The following is a 15,230-nucleotide window of genomic DNA, read 5'->3' on the forward strand; positions in this document are numbered from 1 at the left end:
CAAGTACCGGCACGCATTCCGGCCGATAAAAAAAAGCCCGAACCTTTGAAGGTCCGGGCCAAATGCGGTCTACGAGCTTTTCCGGGTCTAACCCGGAAAAGCTCGAGGTAGGCCGCGACGGGCCGTGTGGGGCGCCCTCATGCGGGGCGCCCGAAGCCGATGTTACGAGTGATAGGCGGCTTCGCCGTGGGTCGAGAGGTCGAGACCTTCGCGCTCGGCTTCGACGGAGACCCGCAGGCCGATGACGACGTCGACGATCTTGTAGAGGATCGCCGAACCGATGCCCGACCACAGAAGCGTGGTGAGAACACCCTTCGCCTGGTTCAGGACCTGGGTTGCCGTGCCGGCATAGGTGGCGGCGAAATCAGCCGTCGAATAGTCGACGATGCCTGCACCGCCCAGCGCCGGATTGACGAGGATGCCGGTGCCGAGAGCGCCGATGATGCCGCCGACGCAATGGACGCCGAAGACGTCGAGGCTGTCGTCATAGTTGAACTTGTTCTTCACGACGTCGACGAAGAAGTAGCAGATCGGCGAGACGACGAGACCGAGAACGATCGAGCCCATCGGGCCGGCAAAACCTGCCGCCGGCGTGATGGCGACGAGACCGGCGACGGCACCCGAAGCGCCGCCGAGCATCGAGGCCTTGCCGCGGGCGAGGCTTTCGACGATGCACCAGGACACGGCGGCGGCGGCCGTCGCGACGAAGGTGTTGATCATGGCAAGCGATGCGTAGCCATTGGCTTCGAGGTTGGAGCCGGCGTTGAAGCCGAACCAGCCGACCCAGAGCAGCGAGGCACCGACCATGGTCAGCGTCATCGAATGCGGGGCCATGATTTCCTTCTTATAGCCGGTGCGCTTGCCGAGCATGATGGCGCCGACAAGGCCGGCGATACCGGCATTGATGTGAACGACCGTACCGCCGGCGAAGTCGATTGCGCCGTAAGAGAAGATCAGGCCGGCCGGTGCGCTGTAGGAGCTCGGGCCGCCCCAGAACCAGACCATGTGCGCCATCGGGAAGTAGATGAAGGTGACCCAAAGCACGACGAAGAGCATGACCGCCGAGAACTTGACGCGTTCGGCGAAGGCGCCGACGATCAGACCGGGCGTGATGCAGGCGAAGGTCATCTGGAAGACGATGAAGGTGTATTCGGGAATGGCGACGCCCTTCGAGAAGGTTTCGGCGAGCGACGAGGTGTTGACGCCGGCGAGGAAGGCCTTGGAGAAGCCGCCGATGAAGCTGTTCAGCGAACCGCCGTCGGTGAAGGCGAGCGAATAGCCGTAGGTCACCCAGATCAGCGACACGACAGCCGTGATCATGAAGACCTGCATCAGCACGGAGAGCATGTTTTTGGCGCGCACGAGACCGCCGTAGAAAAGCGCAAGGCCGGGGATGGTCATCAGAAGGACGAGCGCCGAGGAGACGAGCATCCAGGTATTGTCACCCTTGTCCATGGTGAAGGCAGGAGCAGCGGCGGCAGCGGCTGGCGCGGCAGTCTCCTGCGCAAAAGCGACGGCCGGCGCAAGAAGCGCGGCCGATGCTGCGCCGACCCGCGCAAAGGTGGAAGAAAACTTCGAGATTGACATTGGAAAAGGCTCCTTGATCTGCCGTTTACAGCGCTTCTGAATCGGTTTCGCCCGTACGGATGCGCACGGCATGGTCGATCGAATAGACGAAAATCTTGCCGTCACCGATCTGGCCGGTCTTGGCCGATGCCGCGATGGCTTCGACCGCCCTGTCGACAAGTTCCGATGCAACCGCGATTTCGATCTTGAGCTTCGGCAGGAAGCTGACCGCATATTCGGTGCCGCGATAAATTTCGGTATGTCCCTTCTGACGTCCGTAACCCTTCACTTCGGTTACGGTCAGGCCCTGAATGCCGATCGCCGTAAGCGCTTCGCGGACCTCATCGAGCTTGAACGGCTTGATAATAGCCATCACAATTTTCATCTGGTTTCCCATCCTTCGTTATCCTCGGCGCGGAGCCGACTCTCCTTGCCGCTGACGTTCCTGAACAGCGACCGGCGATATACATTCAAAGGACGTGCCAGATTCGAAGCCGAAGTTAACTTATTGAAAAATAAATGTTATAATTGGCAATACCAATAAACAGGCAATTGATCGAGCAATAAGCGCACAAATAATGCGCAAATTTGCAAATATGCCCGTTATTTATTCATTTGCCTTTTTCCGAATCAATCCTTCTTGCGCGACGGATGCGATCAACACACCTGTTCGCGTGAACAGGCTGCCGCGAGTCAATCCCCTGGCGCCCGAAGCCGAGGGGCTGTCCTGCGTATAAAGCAGCCAGTCGTCGAGCTTGCACGGCCGGTGGAACCACATGGAGTGATCGAGACTTGCGACCTGCAGGCTCTGATCGAAGATAGACGTTCCGTGCGCATAAAGCGACGTATCGAGCAGTGTCATGTCAGAGAGATAGGCCAGCACCGCAGCCTGATAGAGCCGGTCATCGGGAATCGGACCGGTGGCGCGCACCCAGACATCCTGCCGGGGGTCGAGTTTCCTGTCGGAAAAATAATGGGTCAGCGAGACGGGGCGGATCTCGATCGGCCGCTCGCGCTCCCAGTATTTCCGGATCGCTTCCGGCGCATGCGCAAGAAATTGCTCCTTGATCTGCTGTTCGCCGAGCACCTCTTCGGGCATTGCCACGTCGGGCATGGCGACCTGATGGTCGAAGCCCGCTTCCTCCAACTGGAAAGAAGCCGACAGCGCGAAGATCGCTTTGCCGTGCTGGATCGCGACGACCCGCCGGGTATTGAAGCTCGATCCGTCGCGGATGCGTTCCACCTGGTAGATGATCGGCACCGAGGGATCGCCGGGGCGCATGAAGTAAGCGTGCAGCGAATGGACGAAGCGCTCGGACCCGATGGTACGCTGTGCCGCCATCAGCGCCTGGCCGATCACTTGGCCGCCGAAGACCCGCTGCCAGCCGACCTGCGGACTGCGGCCGCGGAAGATATCGACCTCGATCGGCTCGAGATCGAGCGTCGCAAGCAGCCTCTCCATCGCCGAGGGCTCGGTCGTCTCGCGCGTCATTTTGTATGCCTCCCGGCGGTAGGAAGTGAAGTTGCGATGATCTATATAGATCACATCTGAGGCACAAGGTACGGGAGCGGCGCGATGCTGGATATGCTGGTTGTGGGCGCGGGGTATGTCGGCCTTTCCGCGGCGGTCGCGGTCAAGCAGGCAGCGCCCCATCTGAACGTCACGGTCGTGGAGGCCGCCCCAGAGCATGTCTGGAAAAACGATACGCGCGCCTCAGCCATCATCGCGGCGGCCTCAAAGATGCTCGACGTCTTCGGCATCTGGAACGAGATAGAGCCGGAAGCGCAGCCGATCACCAAGATGATCGTCACCGATTCCAGGACCTCCGATCCGGTCCGTCCCGTATTCCTGACGTTCGACGGCGAAGTGGAGGAAGGCCGGCCCTTCGCACACATGATCCCGAACGTTGCCATGGTGGCAGCACTGCGCGGCCTCTGCGAGCGGCTCGGCATCGACATCCGCCACGGGCTTGGGGCGACCGAATTCAAAACCCACGACAGCCATGCCGACGTCACGCTTTCGGACGGCAGCACGCTGGAATCCCGGCTGGTGGTTGCCTGCGACGGCGTGCGCTCGAGGCTGCGCGATCTCGCCGGCATCAGGACCGTCACCTGGGACTACGGCCAGTCCGGCATTGTCGCGACCGTCGAACATGAGCGGCCGCATGACGGCTGTGCCGAGGAGCATTTTTTGCCGGCCGGCCCCTTCGCCATCCTGCCCCTCAGGAACAACCGCTCCTCGCTCGTCTGGACGGAACGCACGCATGATGCCGACAGGCTGGTTGCCGCCGACGATCTGATCTTCGAGGAGGAACTGGAACGCCGCTTCGGCCACAAACTCGGGGCGCTGAAGGTCATCGGCGACAAACGCGCCTTTCCGCTCGGCCTGACGCTTGCCCGCTCCTTCGTTGCTCCGCGTCTGGCGCTGGCCGGTGACGCCGCGCATGGCATCCATCCGATCTCAGGGCAAGGGCTCAATCTCGGCTTCAAGGACGTGGCAGCGCTCGCCGAAACGATTGTCGAGGCCGACCGCCTCGGTCTCGATATCGGCTCGATCAACATCCTCGAGCGTTACCAGACCTGGCGGCGCTTCGACACCTTCCGTATGGGAGTGACGACCGACGTGCTGAACCGGCTCTTCTCCAACGACGCAATGCCGATCCGTATCGCCCGCGACGTTGGTCTCGGCATCGTCGACCGGCTGCCGCGTCTCAAATCCTTCTTCATCAGCCAGGCGGCCGGAACAGCGGCAAAGGATAATCCGCGGCTGCTGGCCGGTCAGACGATTTAGCCGAATTCGGAGAGGCTATTCGTCGAGGCGGCGGGCCTCGGACACCAGCATGATCGGAATGCCGTCACGGATCGGATAGGCAAGCTGCGCCTTTTCCGAGACAAGCTCATTATGTTCGCGATCATAGGAAAGCCGGCCCTTGGAGAGCGGACAGACCAGGAGTTCCAGCAGTTTCGGATCGACGCGGCTCAGTTTTTCGTCCATGGCCTCAGTCTACTGCAGAACCGTATCGGAGTCACCGAAGACCCGCGCCAGCACGATTTCGGTAATGGCGATCAGCGTCTCGGCCCGTGTCTTCAGGTCCGGCGCCTCCAGGAGCGCCTGCTTTTCAGCCGGCCCGAACGGCGACATCATGGCAAGTGAATTGACGAGCGTCAGGTTGCTGGCCCGCTCGACGCTCTCCCAGTCGGCCTCCAGCTTATTGGCATCGAGATATGCCTTGAAGGCGGTCAGCAGCGCCGTACGGTCGACCGCCTCCTCCTCGTTTTCAGCCGAGAGATCGGCAATGAAGGGCGCGATGCGGAAGGTGCGGAAGGGATCGCTGGTCACCTTCTCCTCCAGGAGCCGGAAGCGGCAGACGCCGGTCAGCGACACGATATAGCGCCCGTCGCCGGTCTCGGCAAATGAGGTGATGCGACCGAGGCAGCCGACGGCGGCAAGATTGTGCTCGCCGCCCTTGTCCTCATGTTCGCCGAGTGCCGGCTGGACCATGCCGATCAGCCGGTTTCCGGCAAGTGCTGCATCCAGCATCGCCAGATAACGCGGCTCGAAGATGTTGAGGGGAAGCTGCCCGGCGGGCAGGAGGAGGGCCCCGGTCAGGGGGAAGACGGCGATCGCATCAGGCAGATCGCCCGGCTTCAGGTATCTGGCATTACCGACTTGCATGAAACCGTCCCGCATTCTGGTAGACGGGCGTGCCCGTCCTGACGAGAATGTGGTGCCCCCGCCCGAAAACGCAAGGGCGGATATTCATCTTAAGAGAACAGCATTGCCGAAAGCTTGCGCCGGGCGGCAACCGTCGCCGGATCCTTGAAACCCCAGACCTCGAAGAACTGCAGCAGTTGACGGCGGGCGCCGTCATCGTCGAAGGCGCGATCCTTGCGCATGATGAGAAGCAGATGTTCGGCGGCTTCCTCGCGCCGGCCTTCGACATTGCGGATCTTGGCGAGCTTCAGCCGCGCCTCGTGATGATCGGGATTGATGGCCAGTTCATGCTCGAGTGCCACGGGATCGCCGAGCTTGCGCGCCTCCTCGATCTGATCGAGCTTCTTCAGCACCGCCTGGATGCCGGCGTCCTTCGCCAGCTCTTCCGGCAGATCAGTCAGCGTTTCGCGCGCCCGCTGATGCTGGTTTGCGGCGATCATGCATTCGGCCATCCCGGCAAGCGCCTTGGCATTCTCGGGATCGGCCTGGATGACCGCGCCGTAAAGCTGCGCCGCCTCGTTGATGTTGCCGGCAGTGAGCAGCTCCGCCGCCTCCGTCAGCACGGCTTCGATCTCGGCCGCCTCATCAGCACCGGCAGGCCCGGCGATACGGTCGATGAACTGAGTGATCTGACTTTCCGGCACCGCGCCCATGAAGCCATCGGCCGGACGGCCGTTGACGAAGGCGATGACGGCCGGAATCGACTGGATGCCGAGCTGGCCGGCAATCGAGGGATGGTCGTCGATATTCATCTTGACCAGACGAACGCGGCCCTTGGCCTCATTGACCACCTTCTCCAGGACTGGCGTCAGCTGCTTGCACGGACCGCACCAGGGCGCCCAGAAATCGACCAGCACCGGCTGTTTGCGTGACGCCTCGATGACGTCCTTGCCGAAATTCGCAGTCGTCGTGTCGGTGATGTAGCTGCCGGCCGCAGCCGCCGCTTCCGGCTGAGCGCCGAAGCTTGCCGTTGCCGACATCTGATTTCCGAAGGAACCGTTATAGGGGTTGTTGCTGCCGCTCATAGGTATCTCCCGCCGCGCCGATCCTGCCGGCATCATTGTAGCGCTAAAATCGTATGTCAGGACGTCACTTTCAAGACAAGCGGCTTATGTCCGGTCGCTTCCATGAAACGAACGAGGTCACCGCTCGCAATCGATGTCGTCGCATCGTTGGAGAGCGGATGGCAGTTGACGATCTCCTCTTCCATCAGATCGGCATCGAGCACGAAGGTGACGTTTCCTGCGGTATCGTTGATCGCGCCGAAGGCGGTGACCGCGCCCGGAATGACTCCCAGATACTCCATGAGCTTCTCCGCCCTGCCGAAGGAGACCCTGCCGGACCCGCCGATGATGGTGTGAACCTGCTTGAGGTCGACCTCGGCATTCTCCTCCACCGTCAGCAGAAAATACCGGTCCTTCTTGTCCCTGATGAACAGATTCTTGGTGTGGCCGCCGGGGATTTCATCGCGCAGCGCAACCGATTCGGCCACGGTAAAGACCGGCGCATGATCGACCGTCTTGTAAGCGATCCCTAGTCCGTCGAGGAAGGCGAACAATTCTTCTCTTGTCTTGGGGGTATTTTCGGACATCGGGCGATCCGTCGAATGAGGATAAGGAAAGTCGAGGCGTCCTGATTAAGTCCGTCCACAATGTTTGGCAATCTTCGCAACCGACGCTCTGCCCCCAGTTTTGCGGCCTTTCCCCGCCGCCTGGCCGGGCGCCAAAATTTTTCTTCGACTCTGCGTCATTTCCCTGTTGCATTTGAAAATCCGTTAGGCCATATAGCGCCCGTCGCCACGAGGCGGCGCCCACGGTCCAACGACTACCCCGGACCGATGCGGGTTGAGCGGGTGTAGCTCAGGGGTAGAGCACAACCTTGCCAAGGTTGGGGTCGAGGGTTCGAATCCCTTCGCCCGCTCCAGTTTCTCCGAAATAGCAGTGCTTATGGTTTTCCGGGCGTCAGCATAGCCGGCGTCATCGGCTCAGTACCTTCTTCACCCAGGTATCGACCTCATCGCCACTGCTCACGTCCGCCTGCACCAGCCCGTTGATCATGAAGGTCGGCGAGACGTGGACGCCGTTTTGCCGGGCATATCTGCACTGCCATTTGATCTCCCGGTCGAGATCCGGGATTGCGAAGGCGTCCTTCAGCTCCACGCCGCTATAGCCCTCCAGACGCTCGATGATCTGATTTGGCGTGACGTCCATGTTCGGGCCGCCGGCGTGATGATCGAATTCGAATTCCTCCCGATGCGCGGCGACGGCGGCCATGACCTTCTTCGCCGTCTCCTTGCCGCCTTCCAGGGTCGAGGCTGCGATAATGCAGCGGACGATCACGCCGGAATACATATGCCAAGGCTGCGACTGTAGGCGAATTTTCACCGTGATCCTGTTTTTGCCCGCCTGAGCGAGAAGGGTGTCCAGCTTATTGAATGCCCTGGCGGAATAAGGGTCCGTCGGTTCGAGGAAGGCTTCGAAGATGCGTGGGCCGTTGCCCCAACTCAGGGGATCTGCGTGCCACGAAGCATCGGTCATGACGATGTCCTTTCCGTTCGTGAATCGGGTATGCAACTAACGGATCAAGCTCCAGAAACCATGCTTTTTTCCATGTTGACGCTTCAATTCGGCGACGTAGGTGTCATGAGGTCGGGCGCTGCCGAAATCGTCGATATGAGGCGCGAGCGACGCGCATTCCGCCAGATGGCGCGCGGCATGCCTGTAGCGGCTGGATCGGCCTTCATCGAGGGCGAAGCCGATCATCGACCGTAGCACCACGGTTGCTGCGAGCGGGAATTTCTCCTGCAGCATCTCGGCCGCTGGTGTCATCAGCTCGTAGAGGTCGCCGTTCAATTCGGCCTGGCGCCCGGATATCAGTTTTGCTGCCTCGGCAGGTGCGGGCCAGGTGAGAAAAAAGGCAAGGGCTCGATGAACGTCCGGAAAGCGGTGTGCAAAGGCGAATGCCTTGTCCTCGGCCTCGATATCGTCGAAGTCGGCGAGCCTTCGCAGGAAAGCGCGAAGGTGCTCGCCATTCAGCGACTGCTCGAAGCATTGCCATTGGTAGGACCGCGCTTCCTCCCCCCGCCCCAGGACGTCGAGGGCTTTGACGCGGGCGTGCTGCCATTCAAAAGGCAGTTCGAACCGCTCCCTGTGATCGGTGGCGTCCAAAATCTCCAATGCTTCCCCCGCACGTCCAGCTAAAAGCAAACGGTCGGCAATCTCGGCTGCGACCATCGGCGCCCTTAATGTCTCTTCCGGCTGCTGGGCGATGAAGGCATCGACATCATTCTGTGCATCGGCAATTTCCTGCAGAGCGATGCGTGCCCTCCGTTGCCGATGATTGGTGTAGATCTCGTCCTTGTAAATCGGCCCCTTGCCGCCCCAGCCGAAAATCTCCCGGTCTGCGTCGGCAGGCTTCTCCTCCGGTTCGTTCGACCATCGCACCAGGAGGCTCTTCAAACGTTCAAGGCCGTCCTTGCCCAGCGCCGGAACCATCTCGGCGATCAGCGGATCATACTGGCCGTAGTCGTTATCCTGCAGCGCAGTAAAGATCCTGTCGGCAAGGACATCGATACCGATACAAGCGGAGCTGGCGATGACGCCGGCATCGGCGCATGCCTGATGGAACGTCTCGATGAACGCGCTGTCGCCGCTGTTGGACCGCGCGAATATCGTGTCGGCGACAGCAAGGAATTGCCAGATAAGATCGAACGCTTCCTTCGGATCGTCGGCAGCGACGACAGTGACGATCGCGGACCGCTGCGTTTCGAGGTCGGCGTTAACAGCCTTCACCTTATGCCATTCGATGACGGTGCGGGCTCGCGCAATGCTGGCGAGACGTTTCCGCACCTCACGGGCCACTTCCGCACCACCATGATTGCCGGCAAGCTCCATTCGAAGCCGCCGTTTGTGGGCGGCGCTGCCGGTGCTGATTTCGATCAGCAGTTCGGCGAGACGCTGCGCACCGAGGGCCTCCAGATTCTTTGCGTTGAGTGTCGTCTTTGCTGCCATGGATCAACTCTATCGTTTCAGCCCGACAGTATCTCAGCGTTCACATCAGTCCAAGGCGCCGGGCGGGGAGGCGCTGGGGTAATCCCGATGCGGTTTCCGTACATCTTCGAATTTCAGTTCAAAGCGCGCCAGATATTTGGCAAGGCGATCGGCGTCGTTGCTGCTCTTCTTTTCCAGGCGCGAATTTGCAAACAGCGCCCGGCCCGCGGCGCTGGCACTGGCATGCTCCCGGCAGGTGCGAAGGACGGCGGCGAGTTGAACGGCGTCGAAACGATCGAGGCGGGCAGTGGCGTCTTCGCCGAGCAGATCGATCAGGATGTCGTCGGAGGATTGGCGTCCCGATGAGCCGCGCCAGGCGGCCTTCAGGCGTCGGATCTCGTCGTCGGCGACCTCCACCGTGATTCGGCCTTGAGGCGCGAGCGTTGCCATGCGCGTGACGGAAGCGGACAAGTCGCGGAAATTCGCGCTCCAGAGGGCCTCCGCGCCGGTAGCAAACGTGAGATAGCGGCTTCGCGCTTCCTTGTTGAAGGTGACGTTCTGCCCTTCACGCTCAAGGAAACGCCGAAGTTCGAAATCAAGATTGGGCTCGATATCCTCCCTGCGCTCGCGCAAGGCCGGCAGCTGGAAAGTCCATAGATTGAGCCGGGCAAAGAGATCCTCGCGGAATCGGCCGCGACGGACGGCGTCGCCGAGATCGCGATTGGTGCCCGCCAGAAGCTGGAAGTCGGCGGAAACTTCGCGGTCCGCACCGACTGGCAGAAAGCGCTTTTCCTCAATCGCCCGCAAGCACATGGCCTGTTCATCGAGGCCCAGTTCACCGATCTCGTCGAGAAAGAGCACGCCCTTGTCCGCCGACTTCAGGAGGCCAGGCCGTTCGCCTGCGGCGCCGGTGAAGGCGCCTTTGACATGGCCGAAAAGCGCCGACATGGCGTGATCGCCGCGGAGCGTTGCGCAGTTAACCTCGACGAAGGGACCGCTGACTTTTCGCTCGGCCTTCTTGAGTTCGTAGATCCGCTTGGCAAGCTGGGATTTTCCTGCGCCGGTCGGGCCGGTCAGCAGGACCGGGGCAGTAGAGCGAATGACAGCGCGCTCGATCTCGTCGATCATGCGATTGAAGGCGGGATTTCGCGTCGAAATGCCGGATTTCAGAAACGAGGCGGCGTCGGCCTGTTCGGATGCGAAGCGCTTGGCGATTTCGTCATAGCGCGAGAGATCAAGATCGATGATGCGATGGGTTCCCGCGAAATCCTGTCCCGGCTCGCGCTCGCGCGGCGGAGAAAGCTGCAGCAACCTGCCGGGAATGATGCGCGCTTCGGTCAGGAGGAACCAGCAGATCTGGGCGACATGGGTGCCGGTGGTGATGTTGACGAGATAGTCTTCGGCCTCGGGATCGAAACTGTAGTCCCGGGCAAAATCCCTGAGGCTCGTATAGACTTCAGAAAAGTCCCAGGGGTCGCGCAGATTGATGATGCGCTGGCGAACCTCCGTCGCGGGCGAAATCGTCTCGATATCCCTGATTACGGTCTTGGCCAGCCAGTCGGAATGATTGTCGTGAATCAGTTCCAGCCGATCGATGAAAAGACCGGCCTGTTGGCAAAGGCCGACGTTCGGCCGCCAGCGCGTCCATCGGTCTTCACGCCGGCCCACGTCGAGGGTCGTTCCAAGAATGCTGATGGCGACCCGGCGCTTCATCATTTATCCAAAATTATAAAGCTATAGATTATCAGATAGACTATTCCGCTTTCTCGAACTTGGCAATTTGCAGGGCAGAAATTCTCTGCTAATTTTTACTATTAAAAATCAAAGCTTTATGAGCGCATTCGCGGGGGCTTGTCGCGGATTTTAGAAATTGGCACGCCACTTGAATTGTATTCGGCAGAACCGAATCAAAGAGGTGCTGCCATGGTGAACAAGGCAATTTTCAAACCCTATTTCGGAAAGCTGCTCGCCGGCACGACGACGACCAACCACGAAGGCGCAGCAGCCTATGCCCTGTCGCCGCGCGAAGCCCTGGCGCAATATGCCGTTACCGGAACGTTCAGCGACACTTTCTATGCAGATGCAGGAGAGCAGCTCGATGCCGTGAGGCAGCTTGCGGCGGAGGTCGAGCCAGAATTCCTGGCAAAGCTTGCGATCCATGCGGCGGAGAAAGGCCATATGAAGGACATGCCGGTCATGCTGCTGGCTATGCTTTCGGGCCTCGAAAGCGATGCCTTTGCGCGGGCTTTTCCGCGTGTCGTGAAGAGCGGCAAGATGCTGCGCGGCTTCGTGCAGGTCATGCGGTCGGGTGTGACGGGCCGGAAATCGCTCGGGACGCGGCCGAAGAAGATGGTGCAGGCCTGGTTCGACCGGGTAACTACGGAACAGTTCCTGCATGCGATGGTCGGCAATGATCCGTCGCTGCCTGATGTGATCCGGATGGTACATCCAAAGCCGCGAGACGCGGAGCGTCAGGCGCTCTACGCATGGGCAGTCGGCAAGCCGTATGATGTCGCAGCATTGCCGGCTGAGGTAAAAGCGTTCGAAGCGTTCAAGCGGGATAGCAGCTTGCCGCTGCCGCCCGTGCCGTTCCAGATGCTGACCTCGCTGGGTCTCAGCAAGGAGCAGTGGTCGGAAATCGCCTTGAAGGGCTCGTGGCAGATGGTGCGCCAGAACCTCAACACCTTTGCCCGAAACGGGGTGTTCGAGGTGGATAGCATGGCCGAACGGCTTGCTGCGCGGATCGCCGATCCGGAAGCGGTGCGGAAGGCGCGCGTCTTCCCCTACCAGTTGATGGTCGCGTGGCATATGGCGAACCAGTCGGTTCCGGCTGTCGTTGCGGATGCTCTGCAGGATGCGATGGAGGTGGCAATCTCCAGCGTGCCGACGATCGGCGGCAATGTCGTGGTCTGCCCGGATGTCTCCGGCTCCATGTCTTCCCCCGTCACCGGTTACCGGAAGGGCGCGACATCAGCCGTCCGCTGCATCGATGTCGCAGCACTCGTGGCTGCGTCGTTCCTGCGCCGCAACCGGCAGACGCGTATCATCCCCTTCGAACAGGACGTCGTGAACGTCCAGCTGAACGGGCGCGACAGCGTGATGACCAACGCGGCGAAGCTCGCGGCGGTGGGCGGCGGCGGAACGAACTGTTCTGCACCGCTGCGGCTGCTCGCAAAGGAGAAGGCGGCGGTGGACCTCGTGCTCTTCGTCTCGGACAACCAGTCCTGGATGGATGCGCGGGGGCACGGCCAGGCGACAGGGATGATGGTCGAATGGGCGCGGCTCAAGAGGCTGAACCCGGCTGCAAAGCTGGTCTGCCTCGACATCCAGCCTTACGTCCAGACGCCGGCCAAGGCAGAGGACGTGCTGAACATCGGCGGCTTCTCGGATGGCGTCTACGGAGCCATCACCAGTTTCGCAGCCGGCAAGTCCGGTTCGGGCGATTGGGTTCGCAGGATCGAGGCGACTGATCTTTGAAATTGCTTCGCGCCGCCAGTGAACGGCGCGAGGCACCGTGATGAATGCCGGATGGAACTACAGACTGTCACTCTCCAGGTCGCGGGTTCGAATCCCGTCGGGTCCCCCAAAAAACAAGGACTCGTAGCTCAGCGGATAGAGCGGGTGTTCCACCATATCTCGTCGTCGCGGACCAATGGAATGACGTACAAAACATATGGCGAATGCCGGGGAAACTACATCGGTAACCCGAAAGGGCGCGGGTTCAAGGCCCGCCTTGCCGCCCGAATCCGAGAGGGAGGAGGATGCGCAAGATGTTTCCTCAAGACTTGTCGCCATGACCGAAATTGCAGCGGCGAATGCCGGACGGAACTACAGCCTCCGTGTTGAGGTGGCCCGACCGGTTCGACTCCGGTCCTTGGCGGCGCTCTCTGGCACGGGCGGGGCCACGCAGGTTTCGTCCACCTTTGTCGCCGCTGCAAAAATATCCGGTGAATGCCGGCACGACGACAGGAAAGAAGGTCTCCGGGAAATCGTCGCCCAGGCGAGACCCGAAACGCAACGAAGAAGAAGGACTGCAGACGCAGAAGAGAAGATGACCGAGATCATGAGCGGACAGGATCTGATCGACGCAGGCATGAGCCAGGGCAAGTGGTTTCGCCCGGCTCTCGACGCGGCCAACAGGATTTTGAGCCAAGGCGGTTCGGCCGCAGAGGCCCTCGAAGCGGCAAAAGCCTTTCAACCGGCGCCGACGCTCGCCTTGAGGGCGGATAACGATATCGAGATCTATTCCAATATCCGCGCCGATAACCCCTTCGAGCAGGACAATGTCGAGAAGGTCAACGCGACGATGCGGGCGCTTGCACGCACGCCGGTCATCCGGGCTGCGGCAATCATGCCGGATGCTTGCCCGGCCGGGCCGATCGGCACCATTCCGGTTGGCGGCGTCGTGGCATCGGAGGCGATCCATCCGGGCATGCACTCGGCTGACATCTGCTGCTCCATGGCGATCTCGATCTTCCCGGACGTCGATCCGAAATCGCTTCTCGATGCGGTGCATGCAGTGACGCATTTCGGTCCCGGGGGCCGCCCGCGCGGTGCGCAGATCAAGCCTTCCGAAGCGACGCTATCTGCCTTCCAGCAGAACCCGTTTCTGCGCGACGGAGCGCTGAGCGTCGGCATCGAACATTTCGGCACGCAGGGCGACGGCAACCACTTCGCCTATGTCGGAACGATGAGATCGACCGGCGAGACCGCACTCGTCACCCATCATGGGTCGCGTGCGCCGGGTGCCCGGCTCTACGACAAGGGCATGAAGGCCGCGAACCGCTTCCGCGAGCAGATCTCGCCGGAAACCCTGCGGGACAATGCATGGATTCCCGCCGACACCGAAGAGGGCGACCTCTACTGGTCGGCTCTGCAGACCATCCGGCAGTGGACGAGGGAAAACCACTATATCGTCCATGACATGGCGGCAGAGGCACTCTCGGCGAAGGCGGCCGATCGTTTCTGGAACGAGCACAATTTCGTTTTCCGGAAATCGGACGGCCTCTTCTATCACGGCAAGGGAGCGACGCCGGCCTTCGACAAATGGGCCGAGGATGCGACCGATCTGACGATCATTCCGCTCAACATGGCGGAACCGATCCTGATCGTCCGCGGCTCCAACGCCGCCCATGGCCTCGGATTCTCGCCGCATGGCGCCGGCCGTAATTTTTCGCGCAGCGCCCATATGCGGCGCCTGGCGGAAGAATATGGCGCCGATGCCCGCGGCCTGAGCCCGAACAATCTGGCGGAGATCCTGGAAAAGGAGACCGCGGGCCTGGACGTTCGCTTCTTCTCGGGCTTTGCCGACGCCTCGGAACTGCCGAGTGCCTACAAGTCCGCCGCCAACGTGCGTGCCCAGATCGAGCATTACGGTCTGGCCGAGGTGGTCGACGAGGTCATTCCGTATGGAAGCATCATGGCCGGCGACTGGCAGAAGGATGCACCCTGGCGTCGCAAACGGGAACGTCGCTGATTGCCTCCGACAATGCTGCGGCCTTTGCCGTATCGGCAAGGGCCGCAGCAATATGTGGGGGCGATTCCGTCGTCGATTCATATTACTTTATCAGGACCTAAGTATTGGCATTTCCTCGTATTATCTAAAAAATAACGCTGCGTCGTAACGACTCCTAAAGCCGGGTTTGGCACCTTGTCGACTATCGTTATTTGCTTCCAATTTTTCGGCCGGGGTTTGTTATGAGTCACAATAGGGACGTCTGGGTCAGCCAGCGCGCTTATTCGCTGTGGGAATCGGAAGGCAGGCCGGATGGGCGTGGGGAAAGCCACTGGGCGCAAGCGCTCAAGGAATTCGAGCAACTGGAATTGACGAAGGCATCGCCCGATGGGAACGATCTCATCGAGAAGCTGAAGGCGGCCGGGCGGCTGATGCGGGTCTGTGATGGGGCGGTCGCCGCGGTCGAGAACGACCTGCAGCTGAAAGCGGCGCGTTAAAATCTTTT

General features: G+C 60.9%; 14 protein-coding genes and 1 tRNA gene. 5 read left to right on the forward strand and 10 right to left on the reverse strand.

Features of this window, described 5'->3' with window-relative positions:
- Nucleotides 1-162: 162 nt before the first annotated feature.
- From J7U39_RS25875 to tesB, 3 genes are all read right to left on the reverse strand, one after another.
- Nucleotides 163-1,587, reverse strand: coding sequence for an ammonium transporter (locus tag J7U39_RS25875; RefSeq protein ID WP_210633028.1), 1,425 nt, complete (start codon nt 1,585-1,587; stop codon nt 163-165).
- A 25-nt stretch (nt 1,588-1,612) separates the two neighbouring features.
- Entirely contained in the window at nt 1,613-1,963 is a 351-nt protein-coding gene (locus J7U39_RS25880) for a P-II family nitrogen regulator (RefSeq protein ID WP_003543684.1), read from the reverse strand.
- A 210-nt stretch (nt 1,964-2,173) separates the two neighbouring features.
- Nucleotides 2,174-3,058 (reverse strand): acyl-CoA thioesterase II, encoded by an 885-nt coding sequence (gene tesB, locus J7U39_RS25885; protein WP_210633029.1) that lies wholly within the window; start codon nt 3,056-3,058, stop codon nt 2,174-2,176.
- A gap of 84 nt (nt 3,059-3,142) precedes the next feature.
- Between tesB and J7U39_RS25890 the strand changes: the two genes are divergently transcribed.
- Nucleotides 3,143-4,357 carry a ubiquinone biosynthesis hydroxylase gene (locus J7U39_RS25890; RefSeq protein ID WP_210633030.1) on the forward strand — a complete coding sequence of 405 codons (1,215 nt, stop codon included), beginning with the start codon at nt 3,143-3,145 and terminating at the stop codon, nt 4,355-4,357.
- 15 nt (nt 4,358-4,372) lie between these two features.
- On the opposite strand, the gene J7U39_RS25895 is transcribed toward J7U39_RS25890, so the two are convergent.
- The 4 genes from J7U39_RS25895 to J7U39_RS25910 form a co-directional block, all read right to left on the reverse strand.
- Entirely contained in the window at nt 4,373-4,561 is a 189-nt protein-coding gene (locus tag J7U39_RS25895) for a Trm112 family protein (RefSeq protein WP_003567459.1), read from the reverse strand.
- A gap of 9 nt (nt 4,562-4,570) precedes the next feature.
- Nucleotides 4,571-5,257 carry an LON peptidase substrate-binding domain-containing protein gene (locus J7U39_RS25900; protein WP_176536246.1) on the reverse strand — a complete coding sequence of 229 codons (687 nt, stop codon included), beginning with the start codon at nt 5,255-5,257 and terminating at the stop codon, nt 4,571-4,573.
- 74 nt (nt 5,258-5,331) lie between these two features.
- Nucleotides 5,332-6,306 carry a thioredoxin gene (gene trxA, locus J7U39_RS25905; protein ID WP_210633031.1) on the reverse strand — a complete coding sequence of 325 codons (975 nt, stop codon included), beginning with the start codon at nt 6,304-6,306 and terminating at the stop codon, nt 5,332-5,334.
- 56 nt (nt 6,307-6,362) lie between these two features.
- Entirely contained in the window at nt 6,363-6,872 is a 510-nt protein-coding gene (locus J7U39_RS25910; RefSeq protein WP_210633032.1) for a prolyl-tRNA synthetase associated domain-containing protein, read from the reverse strand.
- A 257-nt stretch (nt 6,873-7,129) separates the two neighbouring features.
- Between J7U39_RS25910 and J7U39_RS25915 the strand changes: the two genes are divergently transcribed.
- Nucleotides 7,130-7,204 (forward strand) — tRNA-Gly (locus J7U39_RS25915).
- A gap of 53 nt (nt 7,205-7,257) precedes the next feature.
- Here J7U39_RS25915 and J7U39_RS25920 read toward each other — a convergent pair.
- The 3 genes from J7U39_RS25920 to rtcR are packed head-to-tail and all read right to left on the reverse strand — an operon-like array spanning nt 7,258 to nt 10,983.
- Complete coding sequence (locus J7U39_RS25920) at nt 7,258-7,818, reverse strand: thioredoxin domain-containing protein (RefSeq protein ID WP_210633033.1); 561 nt, start codon at nt 7,816-7,818, stop codon at nt 7,258-7,260.
- A gap of 36 nt (nt 7,819-7,854) precedes the next feature.
- A complete protein-coding gene (locus tag J7U39_RS25925) occupies nt 7,855-9,291 on the reverse strand; it encodes a DUF6880 family protein (protein WP_210633034.1) in 1,437 nt (478 codons plus the stop codon).
- A gap of 45 nt (nt 9,292-9,336) precedes the next feature.
- A complete protein-coding gene (gene rtcR, locus J7U39_RS25930) occupies nt 9,337-10,983 on the reverse strand; it encodes an RNA repair transcriptional activator RtcR (protein WP_210633035.1) in 1,647 nt (548 codons plus the stop codon).
- A 210-nt stretch (nt 10,984-11,193) separates the two neighbouring features.
- Here rtcR and J7U39_RS25935 point away from each other — a divergent pair, with 210 nt between their 5' ends.
- From J7U39_RS25935 to J7U39_RS25945, 3 genes are all read left to right on the forward strand, one after another.
- The gene (locus J7U39_RS25935) at nt 11,194-12,747 is read left to right on the forward strand and encodes a TROVE domain-containing protein (protein WP_210633036.1); all 1,554 of its coding nucleotides are present in this window, start codon (nt 11,194-11,196) and stop codon (nt 12,745-12,747) included.
- Nucleotides 12,748-13,333: 586 nt separating this feature from the next.
- On the forward strand, nt 13,334-14,746 hold the full coding sequence (locus tag J7U39_RS25940) for an RtcB family protein (RefSeq protein ID WP_210633048.1): 1,413 nt from the start codon (nt 13,334-13,336) through the stop codon (nt 14,744-14,746).
- A 221-nt stretch (nt 14,747-14,967) separates the two neighbouring features.
- Nucleotides 14,968-15,222 (forward strand): DUF2934 domain-containing protein, encoded by a 255-nt coding sequence (locus J7U39_RS25945; protein ID WP_210632664.1) that lies wholly within the window; start codon nt 14,968-14,970, stop codon nt 15,220-15,222.
- The last annotated feature ends 8 nt before the right edge of the window (nt 15,223-15,230 follow it).

Source organism: Rhizobium sp. NLR16a, from assembly GCF_017948245.1.
Lineage (GTDB): Bacteria > Pseudomonadota > Alphaproteobacteria > Rhizobiales > Rhizobiaceae > Rhizobium.

Bases quoted from the DNA above. Each gene is read 5' to 3' on its own strand.
- J7U39_RS25875 (WP_210633028.1), bottom strand. From the start codon at position 1,587: ATGTCAATCTCGAAGTTTTCTTCCACCTTTGCGCGGGTCGGCGCAGCA.
- J7U39_RS25880 (WP_003543684.1), bottom strand. From the start codon at position 1,963: ATGGGAAACCAGATGAAAATTGTGATGGCTATTATCAAGCCGTTCAAG.
- tesB (WP_210633029.1), bottom strand. From the start codon at position 3,058: ATGACGCGCGAGACGACCGAGCCCTCGGCGATGGAGAGGCTGCTTGCG.
- J7U39_RS25890 (WP_210633030.1), top strand. From the start codon at position 3,143: ATGCTGGATATGCTGGTTGTGGGCGCGGGGTATGTCGGCCTTTCCGCG.
- J7U39_RS25895 (WP_003567459.1), bottom strand. From the start codon at position 4,561: ATGGACGAAAAACTGAGCCGCGTCGATCCGAAACTGCTGGAACTCCTG.
- J7U39_RS25900 (WP_176536246.1), bottom strand. From the start codon at position 5,257: ATGCGGGACGGTTTCATGCAAGTCGGTAATGCCAGATACCTGAAGCCG.
- trxA (WP_210633031.1), bottom strand. From the start codon at position 6,306: ATGAGCGGCAGCAACAACCCCTATAACGGTTCCTTCGGAAATCAGATG.
- J7U39_RS25910 (WP_210633032.1), bottom strand. From the start codon at position 6,872: ATGTCCGAAAATACCCCCAAGACAAGAGAAGAATTGTTCGCCTTCCTC.
- J7U39_RS25920 (WP_210633033.1), bottom strand. From the start codon at position 7,818: ATGACCGATGCTTCGTGGCACGCAGATCCCCTGAGTTGGGGCAACGGC.
- J7U39_RS25925 (WP_210633034.1), bottom strand. From the start codon at position 9,291: ATGGCAGCAAAGACGACACTCAACGCAAAGAATCTGGAGGCCCTCGGT.
- rtcR (WP_210633035.1), bottom strand. From the start codon at position 10,983: ATGAAGCGCCGGGTCGCCATCAGCATTCTTGGAACGACCCTCGACGTG.
- J7U39_RS25935 (WP_210633036.1), top strand. From the start codon at position 11,194: ATGGTGAACAAGGCAATTTTCAAACCCTATTTCGGAAAGCTGCTCGCC.
- J7U39_RS25940 (WP_210633048.1), top strand. From the start codon at position 13,334: ATGAGCGGACAGGATCTGATCGACGCAGGCATGAGCCAGGGCAAGTGG.
- J7U39_RS25945 (WP_210632664.1), top strand. From the start codon at position 14,968: ATGAGTCACAATAGGGACGTCTGGGTCAGCCAGCGCGCTTATTCGCTG.